We start from the raw sequence: 21,694 nt of genomic DNA, 5'->3' as shown, positions 1-21,694 counted from the left end.
GAGAGCCAACCAGAGGCTAGGCGGGCGAAGTTGGTACCACCAGGTGGACCGGGACCATCGAGGGTGGCATGGGGCTCTTGTTGCGTCGGCCCTGCCCGGTCTCCTCCCAGGCGTGCGCGAGGATGCCGACACTGCGGCTGAGCACGAAGAGGCCTCGGGCCAGTGGTGCGGCGAAGCCCAGCTCGGCGTAGATGACGGCGGTGGCGCCGTCGATGTTCATGGGCACGGGCTTCTTTCCCTCGCGCCCGCGATTGAGATACGTCTCCACGGCGCGGGCAGCCCGAAGATAAGCGCCCTCGACGAGTCCGTCCGCCACGGCACGGTCCACCAGGGCGAGCAGGGGATCGCGGCGCGGGTCGCGGGGGTGGAAGCGGTGACCGAAACCGGGCAGGTAACGCGAACGGGCCTGCCACTCGCCGACGGCCTTGGCCACGGTGAGTTCGAACTCGCCGTTCCGGGCGTGCTGTTGGACGATCTGGTCGAGCAACTCCACGCACTGCTGCCCGGCTCCGCCGTGTACGTCACCCAGCATGTTCACGCCGGTGGCCACCGCGCTGTTGAGGCCGATCCCACAGGTGGCGGCCATCCGGGCGGCGGCGATCGAGGGCGCCTGCGGGCCGTGGTCGACGCCCGCCACCAGGGCCGCCTCCAGCAGCTGCGCCTGTTCGGGACGGGGGAGTTCGCCGCGGAGCAGCAGCCAGATCGTCTCGACGAAGGTCGCGTGGCCGATCAAGTCCTGGACGGGATGCTCGCGCAGTTCGATGATGCCGGGTTCGATCCGGCTGACCGCGGTGGCCCACCACTGGGCGACCAGGCCGTCCTGCGGCCCGGTGGTCATGAGGCCGGCGCTTCGGCGGCCGTACGGCCATGTGCCCGCCAGCGGGCGATGAGCGTGGTGCGTTCCCCACCGTGCTGGTCGAGCAGCGGCGGTGGCGAGGCCGGGGGGAGGGGCCGGCCGTCCACGAGGACACCGTTGCCGCTGACCCGCAGGGTGCGGTCCGAGCCGTCCGGGTAGGGCAGGTCGGTGAAGAAGCCCCGGTGCGCGAGCTGTTCGAGTTCTACGGCCTCGGGAACCGTCAGTACGCGGGCCGCGGGGACTCCGGCCGAGGAGAGGATCTCCTCCCACTCCAGGGCGGTCTTTTGGCGCAGTGCCGCGTTGAGTTCGGTGTTGAGCTCGGTGCGGTGCAGCTTGCGTGCCTCCCGCTCGGCGAACCGCGGATCGTCGACCAGCCCCGGCAGCCCGGCGAGCCGGCAGAGCGTGACGAACTGCTCCTGCCGGTTGGCCGCGATGTTCAGCCCGCCGTCCGCGGTCTCGAAGGTTCCCGACGGTGCGGCGGTGGCGTTCTGGTCGCCCATCGGCTCCGGATCCACCCCGCTGACCAGGTAGTTGGAGACGGCCCAGCCCATCGCGGAGAGGGAAACCTCCAGCATCGAGACGTCCAGCCGTACGCCCTGCCCGGTCCGCTCCCGGCCGACCAACGCCGCGCTGATCGCGAGGGCCGCGCCGAGTCCGCCGAGCGAGTCGCAGACCGGAAAGCCCACCCGGAGAGGGGCGGTGTCGGTGGTGCCGGTGATGCTCATCATCCCGGACAGGCCCTGGATGATCTGGTCGTAGGCGGGGGCGGTGCTCATCGGCCCGGACTGCCCGAAGCCGGTGATCGAGCAGCTCACCAGACGCGGGTTGAGTTCGCCGAGCCGGGCGGCGCCGTATCCCATCCGGGCCAGCACCCCGGCCCGGAAGTTGTCGAGGAGGACGTCCGCGCCGCGCACCAGATCCTCGAAGTCGGCCTGGTCGGCAGGGTCCTTGAGGTCGAGGGCGAGGGATTTCTTGCCGGCGTTCTGGGCGAGGAAGGAGGCGCCGATACCGGCCCGGTTGAGTTCCGGGTCGGGGCCGAGGCTGCGGGCGAGATCGCCCCTGCCCGGCTGTTCGACCTTGACGACCTCGGCGCCGAGCAGCATGAGGTGGTAGCTGCAGTACGGTCCTGCGAGCACGTTGGTGAGATCGAGTACGCGGATTCCTGAGAGCGGTCGTTCGGCCATGCACCGGCTCCTTCTGAGGTTTCTGCGATGGATTCACATGGGGGGCTATTTCGTCGGACTGAGTGGATGGTCGAACCCCTGCTCCGACAACTGACGGGAGACGGCGGCGAGCGCGTCGGCGAACTGCTGCACGACCGCCTCGGGGAAACGGTGGCTGGGGCCGCTGAGCGACAGCGCGGCGACCACGGCCCCGGTGCGCCCGACGACCGGCACGGCCACGGCCGTCAGCCCCTCGTCGCGCTCACCCCGGCTGACCGCGAAGCCACGCTCCGCCGCCATGTCCGCCCACACCCGCAACTGCCGGGCGTGCCCCTCGCCGTGCGGTGAGTCCAGCGCGATCCGCCGCAGCAGACTGTCCGGCGCCGTACGCAGCAGGATCTTCGACGAGGCGCCCGCCCACAGCGGGAGTTCGTCGCCGACGCGCACCACATGGCGTAGCGGCTGGGGGCTCTCCTGCTGCGCGACACAGACCCGGGCCAGCCCGCGCAGCATGAACAGGTTGACCGTCTCCTGCTGTTCCTCGGCCAACTCGCGCATCAACTTGCGGGTCTCGCGCGGCAGTTCCCAGCTGGTGTGGGCCAGGTGCGCCCAACGCCACAGGCCCGGCCCCGCGGTGTAGCCGGCCGGGGTGTCCCAGAGCAGACCGCACTGTTCGAGGGTCTGCACCATGCGGACCGCCGTGGTCTTCGCCAGGCCGGTGGCCTCGACGATCTCCCGCAGCGTGACCGTCGGACGATCCTCGGTCAGCAGCCCCAGGATGTCCAGGGCCCTGCGCACACTGCGCACTCCGGTCGCCTCGGCCGTCTGCTCCTGCTCGGTCCCGTCCACGCGACTTCTCCCTCCGTGCCGGGCCGCCCCCACGGACCGCCCTCGGAAACTTCCTCGAACTGTCCTCTTGCCACCGCGAGTTGGCGCCCGTACGTTACACGCCGACCCACAGAGCAGTCCACCGGTACCACTGAGCGGTTTTCCCGGAGGTCTCATGCTGGATTCACTCCTCAAGGCCGGCGCGGACGCGACGGTGGTGGAGGCGCCCCCGTACATCGCGGGCCAGTGGGGTGGCGACGGCCCGGCCGCCACCCGAACGGGCCCGTATCTGCGCCGAGTTGTCAGCCGTACGACCCTGGCGACCGGGGAGGAGGTGTCCCGGGCCCTCGCCTACGCCCGCTCGTCGGCCCGTGCCGTGGCCCGGCTCGCCCCCGCCGTGCGCGCCGACATCCTGGACCGGGCATCCCGCGCCGCCTCGGCACACCGCGAGGAACTGGCCCGGCTGCTCGCCCTGGAGCTGGGCAAGCCGGTCAAGGACGGGCGCGGGGAGATCGACCGGGTGGCGGACACCTTCGCGGTGTGCGCGTCCGAGGCCCGGCACATCGGCGGCGAGAACCTGCCCGTCGCAGGCTGGACACGAGGCATCGGCAACACCGCCCTCACCTACCGTGCACCGGCCGGAGTGGCCCTCGCCATCACGCCGTTCAACGCCCCCGCCAACCTGCTCGCCCACAAACTCGGCGCCTCCTTCGCCGCGGGCAACACCACTCTCGTCAAGGCCCCGCCTCAGGCCCCGGCCGCCACCGCCGCGATCGTGGCGCTGCTCCTGGAGTCCGGAATGCCCCCGCAGGCAGTGCAGTTGCTGCACGGCGGCGCCGAGGTCGGCGCCCTGCTGTGCGCGGCCGACGAGGTCGCCGTCATCAGTTTCACCGGCAGCGCGGAGACCGGCCGGGCCGTGGCACGCGCCGCCGGGGCCAAGCGCCTGGTCCTCGAACTCGGCGGGAACGCCGCCACGATCGTCTGCGAGGACGCCGACATCGCGCAGGCCGCCAAGGAGTGCGCCCGCACCGGATACAGCAACTCCGGCCAGAGCTGCATCTCCGTCCAGCGCGTCTACGTGCACAGCTCCCGCTACGACGCCTTCCTGGACGCCTTCGCCGCCGCCGTCGACACCCTCAAGGTCGGCGACCCGCTCGACCCGGCCACCGACGTGGGCTCGATGGTCGACGACGCCGCCGCCGAACGCGTGGTGAGCTGGTCCGCCGAGGCCGCCGCCTCCGGCGCCCGCGTACTGCGCGGCGGCACCCGCGACGGCGCCACCGCCGCACCCACCATCGTCGCCGGACCACCCGAGTCCGCCTCGGTCGTCGTCCACGAGGTCTTCGGAGCGCTGGTCGCGGTGCTCCCGTACGACGACTTCGACGCGGTCATCGACGCCTGCAACGCCAGCCGGTACGGCCTCCAGGCGGGCCTGTTCACCCGCGACATGGGCCGCATCATCACCGCCTGGCGTGAGCTGCAGACCGGTGCGCTGATCGCGGGCGGCAGCTCCAACTACCGCCTCGACCATGTGCCGTTCGGCGGCGTCAAGGACTCCGGCTTCGGCCGGGAGACGCCCCGCTCGATGATCGACGACTACACGGTCGTCAAGACCCTCATGCTCCGCGGTCTGTCCGTCTGGGGCGACGCGAGCACCGTGGACGAAGGGACCGGCGCATGACCGTCCCCGCCGCGGAAGCCCTGGTCGGCCAACTGGAGTCGTACGGAGTCGAGTTCGTCTTCGGCACCTGCGGCCACACCAACATCGCCCTGCTGGACGCGCTCGGCCCCAGCTCGATCGAGTTCGTGATCGCCCGCCACGAACAGGCCGCCGCCCACGCCGCCGACGGCTACGCCCGAGCCTCCGGGAAACCCGGCGTACTGCTCACCCACGTCGGCCCCGGCATGATGAACGCGGTCACCGGCGTCGCCACCGCCGCCCTCGACTCGATCCCGCTGGTCGTCATCTCCGGCGACATCCCCTCCTACTACCACGGCCGCCACCCGCACCAGGAGGTCAACCTCCACGCGGACGCCGACCAGACCGCGATCTACCGCCCGTTCACCAAACGCGCCTGGCACGTCCACCGCGTCCACGACCTGGCCCGCACCACGGAACGGGCGTTCTGGACCGCGACCTCCGGGCGGCCGGGGGCCGTGCTCGTCAACGTACCGATGGACCTGTGGAGTCGGCAGGTCGAGGAGTACGCGGGGGAGTACCCCCTGCCCAAGAGCTCCGCGCTCCCCGCACTCGACCGGGTCACCGCCGAACGCATCGCCCAGACCCTGCTGAGCGCCGAACGCCCCCTGATCTACTTCGGCGGCGGACTGCGCGAACCCACCGCCCGCCAGGCCCTGTTGAGCCTCGCCGAGCACCTCGACATCCCTCTCGCGCACTCCCTGATGGGCAAGGGCGTCCTGCCCGACAGCCATCCGCTTCTGCTCGGCATGCCCGGCTTCTGGGGCCTGGAGACCACCCACGAATACACCAAGGGCGCCGATGTGGTCCTCGCCCTGGCGACCCGGTTCGCGGAGACCGACGCCAGCTCCTGGGATCCGGCATACACATGGACCTTCGGTGACAAGAACAGTCCGCCCAGCCGGCTCCTCCAGATCGACATCGACCCCGCCGAGATCGGCCGCAACTACCCCGTCGAGATCGGTGCGGTCGCCGACGTGGGTGACGCGGTCCGGGCCATCGGGGCCGCCGTACGGGCTGGCAGGCCCGAGCCCCTGCGGCGGGAGGGGCTGCGTGCGACCATCGCCACCGCTCGCCGGACCGTCTTCGACACCGCCCGCGAGGACGGACGCAGCGAAGACTTCCCGCTGCGTCCGCAGCGCATCCTCGCCGACCTGCGCGATGCGCTTCCCGACGACGCGGTGCTCGTCACCGACGTCGGTTGGAACAAGAACGGCGTCGCCCAGTGCTACGAACTCCCCGCAGGAGGACGGTTCATCACCCCGGGCGGCGCCTCGACCATGGGCTTCGGACCGGCCGCCGCGGTCGGGGTACAGCTCGCCCAGCCGGACCGCGTGGTCGTCGCCCTGATCGGCGACGGCGGCATGAGCGCACAGCTGCCCGCGCTGCCGATGGCCGTCGAACAGGGGCTGCCCGTCGTCTTCGTGGTGATGAACAACCGGGCCCACGGCACCATCGCCGACCTTCAGTCCGCGTCGTACGGACGGTCGTACGGCTGCGAGTTCACGGACGCCGAAGGACAGCCGTACAGCCCGGACTTCGCGGCGCTCGGCCGGTCCTGCGGCGCCGACGGACACACCGTCGCCGCCCCCGCCGATCTCGCCAAGGCACTCGCCGACGCGATCGCGCGGCGCCGGCCCGCCGTCATCGACGTACCGATGGTCAACGAACCGGTGCCGACGCCGGGCCACTGGAACATCAAGGACATCTACCGCGGGTCCTTCACCGACTGAACTGCCCTTCTCCCAGGACGAGGTGACCTTCATGAGCCGTCTCCCACGACCACTCACCACGACCCGCGCCACCGTCTGCACCGCGGTCGTACTGACCGCGGCCCTCGCCGCGTGCAGCGCGCCCGGCGACTCCAGCAGTGACAGCAAGGCGTCTTCCGGCCCCATCAAGATCGCCGTCGTCGACGCGCAGAGCGGACAGCTCAGTTCGCTCGGCGACTGGGAGTACAAGGGGGCCAAGCTCGCCGTCGACGAGTGGAACAAGAAGGGCGGCATCGACGGCCGCAAGATCCAGCTGAAGCTCTTCGACGACCAGGGCGACCCGACCGCCGGCACCAACATCGCCCGCAAGCTGGCCAGTGAGAAGTACGTCGCCATGATCGGTACGGCGGAGAGCGCGGTGACCATCGCCATGGCGCCCGTACTCCAGCAGGCGAAGATCCCCAACATCACCTCCGGCCAGTCCGACAAACTGGTCGCGCTGAAGAGCCCCTACCTCTTTCTCAACGGGCCCACCAGCACCACCTACGACTCGACGCTCGCCCAGTACCTGATCAAGGACAAGGGCTACAAGAAGATCGCGATGATCACGAACAACGGCTCCTTCGGGACGGGCGAGCACGACGCCTTCCTCAAGGCCGCCGAGGGGCTGGGCGTTTCGCCGTCGACCGATCAGGTGGTCACCACCGACCAGAAGGACTTCAGTGCCGCGCTCACGAAGATCCGCTCCAAGAAGCCCGAGGTCGTCTTCATCGGCTCGGAGGAGGTCGAGGCCGGCCTGATCGTCAAACAGGCCCGGGACCTCGGCATCACCGCCCCCTTCGCGGGCGCGGCGCCGCAGGGCACCCCCGTCTTCATCGACACCGCGGGCAAGGCGGCCGTCGAGGGCACCATCGTCAGCTCGCCCTATCTGAGCAACGACACGAGCGAGGCCTCGAAGACGTTCGCCGCCGCCTACAAGGCCGCGTACGGCAAGGACGCCGAACTGCACGGCGCCAAGGCCTACGACGGGGCCAACATCCTGCTGACCGCCCTCAAGACCAGCAAGGCCGCCACCGGCCAGGACCTCGCCGACGCCATCCGCGCCACCGCGTACAAGGGCCTGCTCGGCGACTTCGCCTACGACGACACCGGGGTCGGCATCACCAAGACCACCATCGGTGTCATCCGCGACGGCAAACTCGTCGCACGGCAGTAGTCATCGGGCATTCGGCAACGGGCGACGGGAGCACGCCGTGCAAGAGACACTGCAGACACTCGTCGGGGGCTTGAGCCTGGGGGCGGTCTACGCCCTGGTCGCCATGGGGTTCTCCCTCGTCTACCGCACCATGGGCCTGGTCAACTTCGCGCACGCCGACATCGCCATGATCGGCGCCTACGCGGCCTCCACCTTCTATCTGACGTCCAAACTGCCCTTCGCCGTCGCCATGGTCGTGGCGATCGCCGTCACCGGCGCCATCGGTCTGGTCATCGAGCGGGTCCTGCGCCCGCTGGAGAACAAGGACTTCGACCTGATGCTCATCGGGACCATCGGCTTCGGCATCGTCCTCCAGGCCGTCGCCATCCTCATCTGGGGCACCACCGGACGGGCGGTCCCCTCGCCCGTCCGGGCCGCCCCGCTCGACCTGTTCGGGATCCGGGTACGCACGTACGACCTGCTGGTGATGGCCGTCGCGGCCCTCGCCGTGATCGGCCTCGCCTGGTTCCTGGCCCGCACCAAGCGCGGCGCGGCCATGCAGGCCGTCGCCATGGACCACGAAGCGGCCACCGCCGTCGGCATCGACGTCGGCCGCAGCAACGCCCTCGCCTTCTCCATCGGCGCGGGCCTCGCCGCCCTGGCCGGCGGCCTCGTCGGCCCCATGCTGTACGTCGATGCCTCACTCGGCGGCGCCCTCGGCATCAAGGGCTTCGCCGCCGCGATGCTGGGCGGCTTCGGATCCATCCCCGGAGCCGTCGTCGGCGGCCTCGCGATCGGCGTCCTCGACTCCTACGCGGCGGGGCACTTCCAGGGCTACTCGGTGCTCGTGACCTTCCTGGTCTTCACCGTCGCCATCATGATCCGCCCGATGGGCGTCTTCGGGGAGAGGACGGTGAGCCGCGCGTGAAGGTCCGTATCGGTTCGCTCGGTGCCCTGGCCGTGGCCACTTGGCTGCTGCCGTACGGCCTGGGCAGTTACGCCATCCATGTCGTCAACATCGCGCTCATCTATGCCCTGTTGGCCATCGGCATGGGCCTCGCGATGGGTGTTTCCGGACAGATCAACCTCGCCCAGGTCGCCTTCTTCGGCGTCGGCGCCTACACCCTCGCGATCCTCACCACCCACTCCGGATACGGGTTCTGGGCGGCGGCCGCACTCGCCCTGCTCGCGACGGTGGCGACGGGCCTCTTCGTCGGCATCCCCGCCCTGCGCATGCAGTCCCACTACCTGGGCATCGTCACCCTCGGCCTGGCACTCGGCTTCATCAACTGGATCACCAACGCCAAGATCTCCGGAGGCGCCGACGGTATCTCCGGCATCCCCCTGCCGACCCTCCCGGGCATCGACCTCTCCAGTGAATACCTCTACTACTACCTGGAGTTGGTGGTCTGCGCCTTCGGCCTCGGCTTCGGCCTGTTCGTCGTCCGTACGTCCCTGGGCCGACGGCTGCGCGCGATGCGCGACGACTCCCTCGCGGCGGGGGCGATGGGCGCCGAGATCCCGCTCCTGCGGATGACCGCCTTCGTCCTCGCCGGCCTGTACGGGGGTCTGGCCGGCGTCCTGTACGCGGGCCTCATCCGCTATGTCGCCCCGGAGACCTTCTCCATCGGCAACATGTTCATCCTGCTCGCCATGGTCATCATCGGCGGCCGACGCTCGCTGGTCGGCTGCGTGGTCGGCGCGGTCGGACTGACCCTGATCCGCGAGTGGCTGTCCGACTTCTCGACGTACGCACAGCTGGGATACGGCGTGGTGGTCGTCCTGATGGTCGTCTTCGCGCCCACCGGACTCGCCGGAATCCCGTCCCGGGCAAGGGAGTTCGTACGCCGCAGGAGCGGTCACGCCACCGACCGCGCGGAGTTGCGTACCTTCCAGCCGTACGAGGCGGTCGCCACGCCCGCCGCTTCGGCTGAGCCCCTGCTCGAAATCCGGTCCGTCACCAAGGACTTCCGTGGTCTGCGCGCCCTGGACGACGTCTCCCTCACGGTCGCCGCAGGAGAGATCCGCGGCATCGTCGGCCCGAACGGCTCGGGCAAGACCACCCTGTTCAATGTCATAAGCGGCTTCTACAGGGCGAGTTCGGGGAAGGTACGGTTCGCCGGCCGCGACACGACGACCACCCGCCCGTACACCCTCTCCCTCCTGGGTCTGGCCCGTACGTTCCAGAACCTGCGCCTGTTCCGGCAGTTGACGGTCCGGGAGAACATCCTCGTCGCCCTGGACCGCACCCGCACGCACACGGTCTGGCAGTACGCGCTGTGGCAACCCGGCGTGATAGGCCGCGAGCGACAACTGCGCCGACAGGCCCAGGAACTCCTGGAACGCTTCGGGCTCACCGACTTCGCGGAAGCCGCGCCCGGCTCACTCCCGTACGGCATCCAGCGCCGCATCGAGATCGCTCGCGCGATGGCCGCCCGGCCCCGTCTGCTGCTGCTCGACGAACCGGCGGCCGGGCTGAACGGAGAAGAGGTGCAGCAACTCGCCGACATCGTGCGTTCCATCCGCGACAACGGCACCACCGTCGTCCTGATCGAGCACAACATGGGTCTGGTCATGTCGCTGTGCGAGCGCGTCACGGTGCTCTCCAGCGGCGGAATCATCGCGGAGGGAACGCCGGCCGAAGTGGTCGCGGCACCCGAGGTGATCGAGGCATATCTGGGTGACTCCGTGATGGCGGACGTTCCGCTTCCGGACGAGGACTCCGACCCGGACGAGGACTCCGGCCCGGACCCAGCCCCTGCCCCGACGTCGGCCCCCGCTTCGAAGGAGGCAACCCGGTGAAAACGCTCCCCGCTTCCCGTACCGACACCGCCGCCACACTTATCGTCGATGACCTGTCCGTGCACTACGGCGGTGTGTGCGCGGTCCGCTCGATCGGCTTCAGCGTGGAGCCGGGTGCCTCCGTCGGCATCATCGGCGCCAACGGGGCGGGCAAGACCTCCACCCTCAAGGCGCTGATGGGCCTCGTGCCGCGCAGCGGAGGACGCGTCACCCTCGGCGAACGCGACCTGACCCGGGTCAAGGCCCGCGACATGGTGCGGCACGGCATCGGCTACGTACCGGAGGGCCGGCACGTCTTCCCCGGCCTGACCGTCGAGAAGAACCTGCTCCTCGGCGCCTACGCGTGGCGCTGGGACGACGAGACCCGAGCCACGCTGGACGAGGTGCACGAACTCTTCCCGGTACTGCGGGAGATGAGCGGACGACTGGCCGGCGCCCTCTCCGGAGGACAGCAGCAGATGCTCGCGATTGGCCGCGCCCTGATGGCCAGGCCGCGCCTTCTCCTCCTCGACGAACCTTCGATGGGCCTGTCACCCAAACTTGTCGGCTTCATCCTCGACACCCTGCGGCGGCTGCGGGAAGAAGGACTGAGCCTGCTCCTGGTCGAGCAGAACGCCAAGCTCACTTTCGGTGCGACCAGCCACTGCCTCGTCATGGAGAACGGGGCCGTCGCCATGACGGGAACCTCCGAGGAACTCAGCCGCGACACCCGCGTCCGCCAGATCTACCTGGGACTGTGAACGGTGCGCGCGGCGATGACCCAGGACTCGTATCTCATCGGCCTGATCGGTTCCGTCATAGGCACCTCGTTCAGCCCCGCGCTCCACGAACGGGAGGCGGACCTGCACGGCCTGCGCTACCTCTACCGACTGATCGATCTCGATCGCATCGGCGCCGAGCCCGACAAGGTCGGTGAACTGGTGGGCGCGGCCAAGGCCATGGGCTACCGCGGCCTCAACATCACCCACCCCTGCAAACAACTCGTCATCGAGTGCCTTGACGAACTCACCCCGCAGGCCGAGGCGATCGGCGCGGTCAACACCGTTGTCTTCGAAGGCGAGGGCAGAAGCGCCCGGGCCGTAGGACACAACACCGACGTCACCGGCTTCGCCGCCTCCCTCGACCGGGAACTCGCGGACGCCCCGCGGACGCGCGTCGTGCAGCTCGGCGCCGGGGGAGCGGGGGCGGCCGTCGCGCATGCCCTGCTCACTCAGGGCAGCGGACACCTGGCGCTCGTCGACCCGCTCGCGGACCGGGCCGAGACACTCGCGGCCTCTCTGAACCGGAACTTTGGCGCCGGGCGGGCCGTCGTCGCCGCTTCGGACGACCTCCCAGCCCTGATGGCCCGAGCGGACGGCCTCGTCCACGCCACCCCTACCGGGATGTCCACGCACCCCGGACTCCCGCTGCCGGCCGACCTGCTGCACCCCGACCTGTGGATCGTCGATGTGGTGTACCGGCCGCTTGAGACCGAGCTGGTACGCATCGCACGGGCCCTTGGCTGTACCGCACTCAACGGTGTCGGCATGGTCGTCTTTCAGGCCGCCGACGCCTTCCAGCTCTTCACCGGACGAACACCGGACCGCTTACGGATGCTTGCCCACGCCGCCGAGCTGGCCGATTCGGAATGAAGAACGGCGGCTCCCGCTCCTCGCCCGCACCGTGCTCTGCTGTCTGCCCTCAGTCACGCCGCAAGTATCACACCTGGCGAAACGGGTCCGAGGCCACATCTGGGCCCCCGCTTCGGTCAGCGCACGATGGCGCGCAGGAGTTCCACTCCCATCTGCATCAGCTTCTGCACATCGACCCGGTGGTAGACGTATCTGCCGCTTCGCTCCGACGTGAGCACGCCGGCCGCGCGGAGTCTGGCGAGATGCCGTGACACCTGCGGTCGGGTCATGTTCATACGGCGGGCGAGATCGGAGGTGGTGATCGCCTCGTTCACCAGGTGACGGCACAGGGCCAGGCGCGCCGGATCCGACAGAATGGTCAGCCGTTGCTGCATTTCGTCGATGGACGCGGGCTGGCTGTGCCAGGCCACCGGGTAATGCACCACCACGGGGAAACCGGCCTCACCGCGAATGATGAGGTGCGGGCGTCCGTGAATGGTCGGGACGAGAAAGGTGCTGTTTCCCTGGAGGGAGACAGTAAGGTTCTGCAGTTTGTCGAAGCGCACCGCCCTGCCGCCCTGGACCGGCTGGGCGGCAGGGCTGACCGACGAGATCAGCTCGGCGAGCGGCAGGCCGCGCAGCCTCGAACGGGTCTGGTCGGCCTCCTCGCGCAGCCGGTCGTGAATACGCTCCCATTCCTCGGCGAAGAATTCCTCGACGCAGTCCGTCAATGTCCGCACCAGCGCGGCGCGAAATCCTTCCGGGTCGTCGACAAGCGACCTCGCCAGCTCACCGCGCGAGAACGAGCGTGCTTCGCACGCGGCGATGAATTCGCCCGGCCGGGAAACCGCCTGCCGGGGATCGAAGTCTCCGCCGTGGATCGTGTAGGCGGCGGCCCTGACGAACTCGCCCTCCGGAAGCCGCGACAGCCGCTCGATCTCCGTGTCCACGTCCGTGTCGAGCGGGCCGCTCAACGGCAGCAGCAGACGGCAGCGGCGGCGGGCCCAGAGCGGCGCGAAGCGTGTCAGCCGGGCCCGTAGATCCGGCGACAGCGCCTCGTCGGTCCGCACCAGCCACGCCCGGTGTTCGAGGTGATGGTCGGGCTCCGCGAGCGCGTGCAGACAGGCCTGGAGCTCGGAGATCGGTGAGATGCCGATCTGCACGTCCGAGCTGTTCGCTCCCCTGAGGTCAAGTAGCACCGGCACCGGGTCAGCCTAGCCCGACTGTTGTCGCCTCCGCGATAACAGTGGGTTCACGCCGTGGTCAGCGGCGTAGCGTCCCCACCCACACAACAGCGATGCGAGCGATGTGGAGGAGTGCACGTGGTGGACAGTCCGGGTGGGCACGACGTCTGGCAACGCGTACCGGAGCCGGGTTCGGGGTGGCGTCGGGTGATCTCGGTGCCGGTGCGCGACGGCGTCGAGCTCGTCGCGGACGTCTACGCCGCCGAGCCGGACCCGGCTCCCCGGCCGGTCCTGCTGGAGCGCACGCCCTACGGCCGCCGCAGGGCACGCGGCTCGGACGGCGCCTTCGAGTCCTGGAACCCGCCTCCGCCGGAGGCGGTGTGCCGGCGCTTCGTCGAACGCGGCTACCACGTGGTGCGTCAGGACTGTCGCGGCCGGGGCGACTCCGGCGGCGCGTTCGTGAAGTACCTCAACGAGGCGGAGGACGGATACGACACCGTCGAGTGGATCGCCGCCCAGCCGTGGTGCGACGGACAGGTGGCCACGATGGGCGTGTCCTACGCCGCACACGTGCAGACCGCGCTCGCCTCGCTGGGCACCCCGCACCTGTCCGCCATGTTCCTCGACTCCGGCGGCTTCGCGAGCGCCTACGAGACCGGCGTCCGGCTGGGCGGGGCCTTCGAACTCAAGCAGGCCACCTGGGCCTTCGCCCGCGCCAAGACCAGCGCGGAGACCCTCGCCGACCCCGTCAGGGCCGCCGCGCTCGACGCCGAGTCGATCGAGGAGTGGTTCCGGCAGCTGCCGTGGCGCCGGGGCCATTCACCCCTGCGGCACGCACCGGAGTACGAGGGCTATCTCTTCGAGCAGTGGGAGCACGGCCGCTTCGGGCCGTACTGGCAGCAGCTGGGCATCTATGGGAGGGGACACTTCGACCGTTTCCCCGACGTGCCGAGTCTGCACATCTCCAGTTGGTACGACCCCTACATCCAGACCGCGGTCGAGAACTTCCGCGAACTCGGCGCACGCAAGACGAGCCCGGCGTATCTGGTGCTCGGGCCGTGGACCCACGGCAAGCGGAGCTTCTCGTACGCGGGGGACGTCGATTTCGGCCCCGAGGCGACGCTGGACGGCAACCTGGCGCCCGACTACGTCGAGTTCCGGGCCGACTGGTTCGACTCCCAGCTGAACCCGACGGCGTCCAATCCTCCGGCCGTCCGGTACTTCCGGATGGGCGGCGGCTCGGGCAAGCGCAACGCCGACGGCCGTCTCGACCACGGCGGTCGCTGGCTGACCAGCTCGACCTGGCCGCCGGAGTCGTCGTACACCTCGCGGTTCTTCCTCAACGCGGACGGCAGCCTCACTTCGGAGCACCGAACTGTGGGAGAGCCCCCGGAGTTTCTGGAGTACGACCACGATCCCCGTGACCCGGTGCCGACGATCGGCGGGCAGGTCACGTCGGGTGAACCGGTGATGGTGGGCGGGGCCTTCGACCAGCGTCCCGACGACCGGACGTTCTCCTTGTCCCGGTCGCGGCTGCCGCTCGCCTCCCGGCCCGACGTCCTCACCTTCGAGACCGAGCCGCTGGAGAAGGACGTCGTCGTGGCCGGTCCGGTCGTCGCCCGGCTCACGGTGTCGTCTAGCGCCGCCGACACCGACTTCACCGTCAAGCTGATCGACGTCCACCCGCCGAGCGCCGACTACCCGGCCGGCTTCGCCATGAACCTCACCGACGGCATCCTCCGATGCCGCTACCGGGACTCGTTCGAGACACCGTCACCACTCGAACCCGGGCGGATCTACGACGTGACTGTCGAGGCGCCCGGCACCGCCAACCTCTTCGCCCGTGGCCACCGGATCCGGGTGGACATCAGCTCCAGCAACTTTCCCCGGTTCGACGTCAACTCCGGCACCGGCGAGCCGGAGACCACCGACCGGCGTCAGGTGATCGCGACGAACAGGGTCTTCGTCGACGGGCGCTCCACGATCACGCTGCACCTCGTCGCTGGGGAGCGGATATGAGTACGGGCACGGGTGCCGGGGCCGGTCTCACCCTCGCCGCCGTAGGCGACCTCGTCCTCGATGACGACATCCTGACGCCACGCCTGGAAGCGACCTCCCCCGAACTCCTCGACCTCCTGCGCGACGCGCACGTCACGATCGGGAACTTCGAGACGACCGCGATCGACTTCGACCGCTTCACCGGCTGGCCCGAGGCCGAACCCGGCGGATCATGGCTGGTCACCTCGGCGCGCAGCGGGGCCGATGTCCGTGCCATGGGCATCGACATGGTGTCGCGTGCGAACAACCACGCCACCGACTGGGGCGTGGCCGGCCTTCGCTCCACCAGTGCCGTCCTGGACGAGGCAGGACTCGTCCATGCCGGCGCTGGAGAGTCGCTCACCGCGGCCCGGGCACCGCGCTACCTCACCACCCGGCGCGGACGGGTCGCGCTCGTGTCGGCCGCGACCCGCTACCAGGCCATGTCCCTGGCCAGTGACCCGTTCGGGATCGTGCCGGCCCGCCCCGGGATCAACGGCCTGCGCACCACGAAGTGGTTCGGTGTGCGCCCCGACGAGCTCAGGTCCCTGGCCGCGATCCGGGACAACCTGCCGCCCGCGTCCCTGCACCACACCGCCCGCAAGGCCGACGCACGGGACGGCTCGGTGACCCTCGGAGGAACCGCGTTCATCTCGTCCGAGGCCACTGCTGGCCAGGTCGGGCCGTACTGGAAGGTCGACGACGAGGACATCACCGCCCTGCGCACCAGCGTGCGCCAGGCCAAGCAGAGTGCCGATGTCGTCGCGGTCGCCCTCCACACCCACGAACCCGGCAACTACAGCGCCGAACCGCCCCCCTTCCTCCACGACCTCGCGCACGCCGCGGTCGATGAGGGCGCCGACGTCGTCCTCGGCCACGGCCCCCACCAGTTGCGGGGGATCGAGGTGTATCGCAGTCGGCCGATCTTCTATTCGCTCGGGAATTTCGTCTTCATGCAGAACCGCCAATTTCCGCTGACCCGTGAGGCGTGGCGGCGAACCGGTCTGGACCCGTCGCGCCACACTCCCAGCGAGATGCTCGAAAAGAAACGGATCAAGGGGCCTTTCAGTGACCGGATCTGGTATGAGAGCGTCGCGGTGTCTCTGTCGTTCGAGAACCAGGGCGCATACGAGAACCAGGGCGCCGTCGACATCACGATTCACCCGGTGACCCTCACCTTCGACACGCAGCATGATTCCGACCGGGGAACTCCTCGACCGGCGGACGTAACTGCCGCACATCGCATACTCGATCGACTCCGCACACTTTCCGAGGCGTACGGAACCGAAATCCTCCTTGACAACGGTCAAGGCCGCATCCGCATCGACAGATAAGCGCGTACCTCGGTAAAGGAGCCAGCGAGAAATGACTGCCCCCTCAGAAGTACAGCAGAGACCCCAGCGACTCACCCGGTTCCTGGACGGCATCGAACGGATAGGCAACAAACTGCCCCATCCGTTCTGGCTGTTCTGGATCCTGGCGGTCGTCGTGGCCGTCACCAGCGCGATCATGGCCGCGGCCGGCGTCTCGGGCATCGACCCGGCGACCGGTGACCCGTCCCCGGTGAAGAACGCCCTGTCGGTCGCCGCGGTCCGCGAACTCACCCTCGGTGCCGAGGAGTCGTTCCTGACCTTCGGGCCACTGGGCACCGTACTGATCATCATGATCGGCCTCGCGGTCGCCGACCGCTCGGGCATGCTCGAGTCGCTGGCCCGCCACACGCTGGGCCGTGTCCGCCCAAGTCATGCGGTCTTCGCGGTCTGCGTGGCCGGTGCGATGTCGAAGTTCCTGTCCTACAGCGCCTATGTGATCCTCGTACCGCTGGCCGCGCTCGTCTTCAAGGCCGTCGGACGGTCTCCCATGCTGGGCATGATCGTGGCCTTCCTGTCGATCAACGCGGCCGGCGACGCGAACCCGTTCATCGCTCCGAGCGATGTCATCTTCGCCAAGATCGCCACCGAGGCCGCGCAGATCGTCGATCCCGAGGCGATCGTCCGGCCCACCGACAACACCTACTTCACCACCGTCTCCGCGGTCGTCCTCGCGATCGTTCTCACCGTGGTCACGGAGAAGGTCCTGGCCAAGCGTGAGCACGAACTCGTGCCCGACGACGGCGCCACCGGCCCGACCACCGGCGTCCGCTCCGGCTCCGTCCCCGACGAGGTCGAAATCCGCGCGCTGCGCTGGACCGGCATCGTCGCGGCGGTCTTCTTCGGGCTGCTGGTCGTAGGGATGATCCCGGTGGGCTCCCCGTTGCGCGGTGAGAACGGTGCCATTCTCGACTCCACGCTCTTCAACAGCATCGCGCTGGTCCTGAGCCTGTTCTTCCTGCTCATCGGGGCCACCTACGCCCGCCTGACCGGCAGGCTCACCAGCTCGTCCGACCTGCCCACCTTCATGGCGGACGGGATCAAGTCGATCGCGCCGCTCCTCGTGCTGTTCTTCGCCGTCTCGCAGTTCCTCGCGCTGTTCCAGTGGACCGGCATCAGCACCGTCGTCGCGGTACAGGGAGCGGAGGGCCTGAAGAGTCTCGACGCCCCGGTCTTCATCGTGCTCATGCTGCTCATCGCCGGAATCGCCCTGCTGAACTTGCTGATCACCAGCGGGACCGCACTGTGGGCGCTCATCGCTCCGGTGATCGTTCCCATGACCATGCTGGTCGGCGCCAACCCGGCCACGGTCATGGCCGTCTACCGGATCGCGGACTCCTGTACGAACTCCATCACCCCGATGAGCGCGACGTTCGTTCTCACCGTCGGCTATCTGCAGACCTACCAGAAGAAGGCGGGAATCGGCACCCTGGTCTCGTTCACCCTCCCCGCCGCCATGGCGATGATGGTCGCCTGGATCGCCCTGTTCGCCATCTGGTACGCCGTGGGTCTGCCACTGGGCCCCGGCTCACCGATCCACTGACCACGCCGGTTCGCTGAGCTTCTTCGAGTCGGCCACCGGTCAGGTGATGGTCCACGAAGCGCAGCGGGCGAGGCCCCCGAGCTGTTGATCGAGATGTCTGACGTCTCCATCACGGTGCTCGGGGGCCTTGTTGCTGACGACCGGTTCCCATGGGCAGGCCGAACGCTTGGGAGCCGAGGGCCGGCCAAGGCGTGCTCCGGCGGCCCCGCTGGATGGCCGGGCAGGGAGTGCTGTCAGGCCTGGTCGGTGGGCATGATCCACAGTTCGCCGACGGAGGCGTGGCGGGGGCGGGTGACCATGTAGGCGACGCCGTCCGCGATGTCGTCGGGGGAGAGCACCTCGGTCGTCTCGTAGAAGGGGTTGATCATCGCGCCCTGGATCTCGGGCCTGTTGTGCGAGCCCAGCTCGGTGTCCACTCCGCCCGGCTCCAGGACTCCGACGCGGACGTGCCGCTGGGTGACCTCCTGGCGCAGGGATTCTGTGAAGCCGTTCACGCCGAACTTGGTGAGGTTGTAGACGCCGTAGCCGCTCCAGGCGACGCGGCCGGCGATGGAGCTGATGTTGACGATGTCGGCGACCCGGCGGGGCCCGTTCTCGGCTGCCTTGAGCAGGTGGGGGAGGGCGGCGCGGGTGGTGTAGAGCAGGCCTTGGAGGTTGATGGCGATCATGCGCTCCCACTCCTCGACGTCCGCGCCGACGACGGGGCCCAGGAGCATCAGGCCGGCGTTGTTGACCAGGATGTCGAGGCGTCCGAAGTGCTCGACGGCCTGCTGCACGGCGGCCTCGGCCTGGGCGCGGTCGGTGATGTCCGCCTCCAGGACCAGGGCTGTGCCGCCGGCCTTCTCGATCTCGGCGGCGAGGTCGTCGAGGCGGTCCTTGCGGCGGGCCACCAGCACGACGGAGGCCTTCTGCTCGGCGAGTTGGCGGGCGGTGGCGGCGCCGATTCCGCTGCTCGCGCCAGTGACGAGAGCGACGGTGCCGGTCAGATTCGTTGCCATGGGGTGGTTCTCTTTCCAGACGTATGAAATGGGGCAAGCAGTGGGGGCGTCCCATCAGTCGCTCGGGCCGAAGGGCCGCAGTAAACCGCCAGGCCGGGCAGCGAGGAGTGCCCGGCCTGCTCTGTCAGCGGTGTGGTCCTTGCATCTGTGTTGGTCGCAGGGGCGGACCGGTCGCGCTGGGTGGGGTGGGGTTGTGTTAGGCGGTCGGGATGGCGCCGATCTGCTGGAGGACGGTGAGCATGTCGAGCTGGGCGCGTTCTTCGACGATCTTGCCGTGGGCGAGGCGGTAGAAGGCGAAGCTTTCGGCGTGGACCTTCTTGCCGGTGCCTTCGTACCCGGCGAAGGGTCCTTCGTGGGTGCCGTCCATGGTGTAGCGGATGGCGACGGTGTCGCCTTCGGCGCGCATGTCCTGGACGGTCCACTTGAGGTCGGGGAAGGCCTTCTGGTTGGCGGCGACGATGCCGCGGTAGGTGTCCAGGCCCTGCTGGGTTGTTCCGGCGAAGTGCATGACGATGTCCGGGCTGATGAACTTCTTCGCCAGGGCGGGGTCGTTGGTGGGCAGGAACTGGCTGGTGAACTGTTCCATGATGCGCTTGTTGGCCTGGGCGGTCCCGTGGTTCCACGAGGCGGACTTCGCAGCGACGCCGGAGCCGGTGTTGATGGTGCTGGCCGTGTCCGCGGCATTCGCTGCGTAGGCAGAGAGGCTGAGTGCTCCCAGGGTCGTGACTACGACGGCAGCCTTGGTGTGTCGACGCATGGTTCGTCCTTCTGTTTCGGAGGTTCGCAGCACCGACGGTGCTGCGGGGAGGCACGAGACGGGCGCCAGGTGCGCCACTGAGTCCGGGCCATTCACACCGCTCTCGGCGATGCACCCCCTACAGAACAGGTCGGCGCGAGCGGACGGGAGTCCCTGATGGGAGGGGTACTGACAGGGACCCCCCGCCATGCCGAATCGCTCGTAAGGTGAAATACATGGCAGGCAAAAACGACGCTCACGACGCGCACCGCGACATCCGTAGCGATATCCGCTCGGAGATTCGGGAATTCCTGAGCACACGACGCGCCAGGGTCACCCCCGAGCAGGCCGGGCTGCCCGTCTACGGCGGGGACCGCAGGCAGGTCTCGGGCCTGCGCCGCGAGGAGGTCGCCCTCCTGGCGGGCATCTCAAGCGAGTACTACACCCGGCTGGAGCGCGGCAACGCCACCGGTATCTCCGAGGGGGTCCTCGACGGCATCGCACGAGCCCTACGGCTGGATGAAGCCGAGCGAACCCACCTGCTCGACCTCCTGCGCACCGCTACCACAACCCGTCCGCCCCGCCGTCGGCCGACCCAGCAGCGCGTCCGGCCAGCGGTGCAACGGGTCCTCGACTCGATGACCGGCACACCCGCGTTCGTCCTGAACGGACGTCTGGACATCCTCACCGCAAACCACCTCGGGCGCGCCTTGTTCTCACCGCTCTACGCTGACCCGTTGAGGCAGCCGAGCAACGCTCGGTTCGTCTTCCTCGACCCGCACGCGGGCGAGTTCTTCCGTGACTGGGACGGGGTCGCCAACGACACGGTCGCGATGCTGCGCGCCGAGGCCGGCCGAGATGCCTACGACCGGCGGCTGACGGACCTGATCGGGGAGCTGTCCACCCGCAGCGAGGACTTCCGCCGTCGCTGGGCCGCACACAACGTCCGGATCCACAGCACAGGCATGAAGCGCCTCCACCACCCGGTCGTCGGGGACCTCGAGCTGCCGTTCGAGACCTTCCCGCTGGGCGCCGATCCCAGCCAGTTCCTCCTCGCTTACACCGCCGAGCCCGCATCTCCCTCGCAGGACGCGCTGAACCTGCTGGCCAGCTGGGCGGCGACCACCGACGCAATCGAGCAGCCCGCCTCCACTGACGACTCCGAACCGGCCGAGTCGGCCGAGACGCCCGACTGATCGACGAGCCGCCGAGTGACAGCGTGTCGATCCGCAGACGTCGTCGGCGCCCCCGGCATCACTGCGCAAATGCTGTCGTTGGGGGCTCAGGACTATGCTCTCCAGTACGGGGCCCGGCTGTCTGCTCCAGCCAGAGAAGGTGATACGGATGTTGCCCTCTTCAACATCTCTGGGGACCTCCGACGTCAGCATCGCCCCAGGCGATCACGTATGCGTCTTCTATACGAGCCTGGCGGAGCGCGACGGAATCCTGCTCCCCTTCCTTCGTGAGGGCCTGCGTACCGGCGAAAAATGCGTCTGCGTCGTGGATACCACCGAACCCGCGGAGCTGCTCGACGACCTTGGTGCCGACGCCGACCTCAAGCCGGTTCTCGACCGGCGGCAGCTGGAGGTGTACCCCTCGCAGGACGTCTTTCTGCGCGGTGGCGGCTTTTCCATGGAGAGGGTCTTTGACTGGTGGGAACAGAACATAGCCATTGCCCTCCAGAACGGATTCCGCTACACCCGTGCAGCTTCGGAGATGACCTGGGCGCTACACCCGCTGCCCATTCTCGATGAGCTCCTGATGTACGAGGCGGTGGTGAACCAGTTCCTGATCCGCAATCCGTACCAGGGAGGCCTGTGTCTCTACCCGCTCGATCAGTACAGCGGGGAAACCCTGGTGGAGGTGCTCAAGACCCATCCCAAAATGGTGCTCGGGGGCATGGTGCTCGACAACCCCTACTACCTCGATCCTGACGAGTTCCTCGCCCTCCGGCAGTGACC

Annotated in this window: 18 protein-coding genes; 12 read left to right on the top strand and 6 right to left on the bottom strand. The window is 69.0% G+C overall.

The genetic code is table 11. From position 1 onward, the window contains the following. Positions 1 to 16 precede the first annotated feature (16 nt). Genes ACFYXF_RS12790 through ACFYXF_RS12780 form a run of 3 tightly spaced genes read right to left on the bottom strand, consistent with a single transcriptional unit; the run spans position 17 to position 2,868 of the window. Positions 17 to 838 carry a citryl-CoA lyase gene (locus tag ACFYXF_RS12790; RefSeq protein WP_389349566.1) on the bottom strand — a complete coding sequence of 274 codons (822 nt, stop codon included), beginning with the start codon at positions 836 to 838 and terminating at the stop codon, positions 17 to 19. Further along, positions 835 to 2,040, bottom strand: a complete 1,206-nt coding sequence (locus ACFYXF_RS12785) for a CaiB/BaiF CoA transferase family protein (RefSeq protein WP_389349565.1) — start codon at positions 2,038 to 2,040, stop codon at positions 835 to 837. Before ACFYXF_RS12785 ends, ACFYXF_RS12790 begins: the two co-directional genes overlap by 4 nt. 45 nt (positions 2,041 to 2,085) lie before the next feature. Further along, positions 2,086 to 2,868, bottom strand: coding sequence for an IclR family transcriptional regulator (locus ACFYXF_RS12780; protein WP_389349564.1), 783 nt, complete (start codon positions 2,866 to 2,868; stop codon positions 2,086 to 2,088). A 154-nt stretch (positions 2,869 to 3,022) separates the two neighbouring features. On the opposite strand from ACFYXF_RS12780, the gene ACFYXF_RS12775 reads away from it, so the two are divergent. The 7 genes from ACFYXF_RS12775 to ACFYXF_RS12745 are packed head-to-tail and all read left to right on the top strand — an operon-like array spanning position 3,023 to position 11,886. After that, positions 3,023 to 4,528 (top strand): aldehyde dehydrogenase family protein, encoded by a 1,506-nt coding sequence (locus ACFYXF_RS12775; RefSeq protein ID WP_389349563.1) that lies wholly within the window; start codon positions 3,023 to 3,025, stop codon positions 4,526 to 4,528. Further along, on the top strand, positions 4,525 to 6,279 hold the full coding sequence (locus ACFYXF_RS12770; RefSeq protein WP_389349562.1) for a thiamine pyrophosphate-binding protein: 1,755 nt from the start codon (positions 4,525 to 4,527) through the stop codon (positions 6,277 to 6,279). Before ACFYXF_RS12775 ends, ACFYXF_RS12770 begins: the two co-directional genes overlap by 4 nt. 31 nt (positions 6,280 to 6,310) lie before the next feature. Next, the gene (locus tag ACFYXF_RS12765; RefSeq protein WP_389349561.1) at positions 6,311 to 7,474 is read left to right on the top strand and encodes an ABC transporter substrate-binding protein; all 1,164 of its coding nucleotides are present in this window, start codon (positions 6,311 to 6,313) and stop codon (positions 7,472 to 7,474) included. Between the two features lie 37 nt (positions 7,475 to 7,511). After that, entirely contained in the window at positions 7,512 to 8,381 is an 870-nt protein-coding gene (locus ACFYXF_RS12760; protein ID WP_389349560.1) for a branched-chain amino acid ABC transporter permease, read from the top strand. Further along, the gene (locus tag ACFYXF_RS12755) at positions 8,378 to 10,255 is read left to right on the top strand and encodes an ATP-binding cassette domain-containing protein (protein ID WP_389349559.1); all 1,878 of its coding nucleotides are present in this window, start codon (positions 8,378 to 8,380) and stop codon (positions 10,253 to 10,255) included. The genes ACFYXF_RS12760 and ACFYXF_RS12755 overlap by 4 nt, the downstream gene beginning before the upstream one ends. Next, positions 10,252 to 10,995, top strand: a complete 744-nt coding sequence (locus tag ACFYXF_RS12750; RefSeq protein WP_389349558.1) for an ABC transporter ATP-binding protein — start codon at positions 10,252 to 10,254, stop codon at positions 10,993 to 10,995. Before ACFYXF_RS12755 ends, ACFYXF_RS12750 begins: the two co-directional genes overlap by 4 nt. Before the next feature lie 15 nt (positions 10,996 to 11,010). Next, positions 11,011 to 11,886 (top strand): shikimate dehydrogenase, encoded by an 876-nt coding sequence (locus tag ACFYXF_RS12745; protein ID WP_389349557.1) that lies wholly within the window; start codon positions 11,011 to 11,013, stop codon positions 11,884 to 11,886. Positions 11,887 to 12,002: 116 nt separating this feature from the next. Here ACFYXF_RS12745 and ACFYXF_RS12740 read toward each other — a convergent pair whose 3' ends face one another. Further along, entirely contained in the window at positions 12,003 to 13,064 is a 1,062-nt protein-coding gene (locus ACFYXF_RS12740) for a DUF5937 family protein (RefSeq protein ID WP_389349923.1), read from the bottom strand. 123 nt (positions 13,065 to 13,187) lie between these two features. Here ACFYXF_RS12740 and ACFYXF_RS12735 point away from each other — a divergent pair, with 123 nt between their 5' ends. Genes ACFYXF_RS12735 through ACFYXF_RS12725 form a run of 3 tightly spaced genes read left to right on the top strand, consistent with a single transcriptional unit; the run spans position 13,188 to position 17,999 of the window. After that, positions 13,188 to 15,068, top strand: coding sequence for a CocE/NonD family hydrolase (locus ACFYXF_RS12735; RefSeq protein ID WP_389349556.1), 1,881 nt, complete (start codon positions 13,188 to 13,190; stop codon positions 15,066 to 15,068). Further along, a complete protein-coding gene (locus ACFYXF_RS12730; RefSeq protein WP_389349555.1) occupies positions 15,065 to 16,420 on the top strand; it encodes a CapA family protein in 1,356 nt (451 codons plus the stop codon). The genes ACFYXF_RS12735 and ACFYXF_RS12730 overlap by 4 nt, the downstream gene beginning before the upstream one ends. Positions 16,421 to 16,451: 31 nt before the next feature. Continuing rightward, a complete protein-coding gene (locus ACFYXF_RS12725; protein ID WP_389349554.1) occupies positions 16,452 to 17,999 on the top strand; it encodes an AbgT family transporter in 1,548 nt (515 codons plus the stop codon). A 233-nt stretch (positions 18,000 to 18,232) separates the two neighbouring features. On the opposite strand, the gene ACFYXF_RS12720 is transcribed toward ACFYXF_RS12725, so the two are convergent. Further along, complete coding sequence (locus tag ACFYXF_RS12720) at positions 18,233 to 18,997, bottom strand: SDR family NAD(P)-dependent oxidoreductase (protein ID WP_389349553.1); 765 nt, start codon at positions 18,995 to 18,997, stop codon at positions 18,233 to 18,235. Between the two features lie 196 nt (positions 18,998 to 19,193). Beyond that, entirely contained in the window at positions 19,194 to 19,754 is a 561-nt protein-coding gene (locus tag ACFYXF_RS12715) for an ester cyclase (protein ID WP_389349552.1), read from the bottom strand. A gap of 215 nt (positions 19,755 to 19,969) precedes the next feature. Between ACFYXF_RS12715 and ACFYXF_RS12710 the strand changes: the two genes are divergently transcribed. After that, the gene (locus ACFYXF_RS12710) at positions 19,970 to 20,929 is read left to right on the top strand and encodes a helix-turn-helix transcriptional regulator (protein WP_389349551.1); all 960 of its coding nucleotides are present in this window, start codon (positions 19,970 to 19,972) and stop codon (positions 20,927 to 20,929) included. A 94-nt stretch (positions 20,930 to 21,023) separates the two neighbouring features. After that, entirely contained in the window at positions 21,024 to 21,692 is a 669-nt protein-coding gene (locus ACFYXF_RS12705; RefSeq protein WP_389349550.1) for an MEDS domain-containing protein, read from the top strand. Positions 21,693 to 21,694: the final 2 nt, after the last annotated feature.

Origin of the sequence: Streptomyces sp. NPDC002680 (genome assembly GCF_042889145.1) — a bacterium.
Taxonomy (GTDB): domain Bacteria; phylum Actinomycetota; class Actinomycetes; order Streptomycetales; family Streptomycetaceae; genus Streptomyces; species Streptomyces adonidis.
The sequence above is the reverse complement of the archived record's forward strand: the minus strand, read 5'-3'. Positions and strand labels throughout refer to the sequence as shown.

Bases quoted from the DNA above. Each gene is read 5' to 3' on its own strand.
- ACFYXF_RS12790 (WP_389349566.1), bottom strand. From the start codon at position 838: ATGACCACCGGGCCGCAGGACGGCCTGGTCGCCCAGTGGTGGGCCACC.
- ACFYXF_RS12785 (WP_389349565.1), bottom strand. From the start codon at position 2,040: ATGGCCGAACGACCGCTCTCAGGAATCCGCGTACTCGATCTCACCAAC.
- ACFYXF_RS12775 (WP_389349563.1), top strand. From the start codon at position 3,023: ATGCTGGATTCACTCCTCAAGGCCGGCGCGGACGCGACGGTGGTGGAG.
- ACFYXF_RS12770 (WP_389349562.1), top strand. From the start codon at position 4,525: ATGACCGTCCCCGCCGCGGAAGCCCTGGTCGGCCAACTGGAGTCGTAC.
- ACFYXF_RS12765 (WP_389349561.1), top strand. From the start codon at position 6,311: ATGAGCCGTCTCCCACGACCACTCACCACGACCCGCGCCACCGTCTGC.
- ACFYXF_RS12745 (WP_389349557.1), top strand. From the start codon at position 11,011: ATGACCCAGGACTCGTATCTCATCGGCCTGATCGGTTCCGTCATAGGC.
- ACFYXF_RS12730 (WP_389349555.1), top strand. From the start codon at position 15,065: ATGAGTACGGGCACGGGTGCCGGGGCCGGTCTCACCCTCGCCGCCGTA.
- ACFYXF_RS12725 (WP_389349554.1), top strand. From the start codon at position 16,452: ATGACTGCCCCCTCAGAAGTACAGCAGAGACCCCAGCGACTCACCCGG.
- ACFYXF_RS12720 (WP_389349553.1), bottom strand. From the start codon at position 18,997: ATGGCAACGAATCTGACCGGCACCGTCGCTCTCGTCACTGGCGCGAGC.
- ACFYXF_RS12715 (WP_389349552.1), bottom strand. From the start codon at position 19,754: ATGCGTCGACACACCAAGGCTGCCGTCGTAGTCACGACCCTGGGAGCA.
- ACFYXF_RS12710 (WP_389349551.1), top strand. From the start codon at position 19,970: ATGGCAGGCAAAAACGACGCTCACGACGCGCACCGCGACATCCGTAGC.
- ACFYXF_RS12705 (WP_389349550.1), top strand. From the start codon at position 21,024: ATGCTCTCCAGTACGGGGCCCGGCTGTCTGCTCCAGCCAGAGAAGGTG.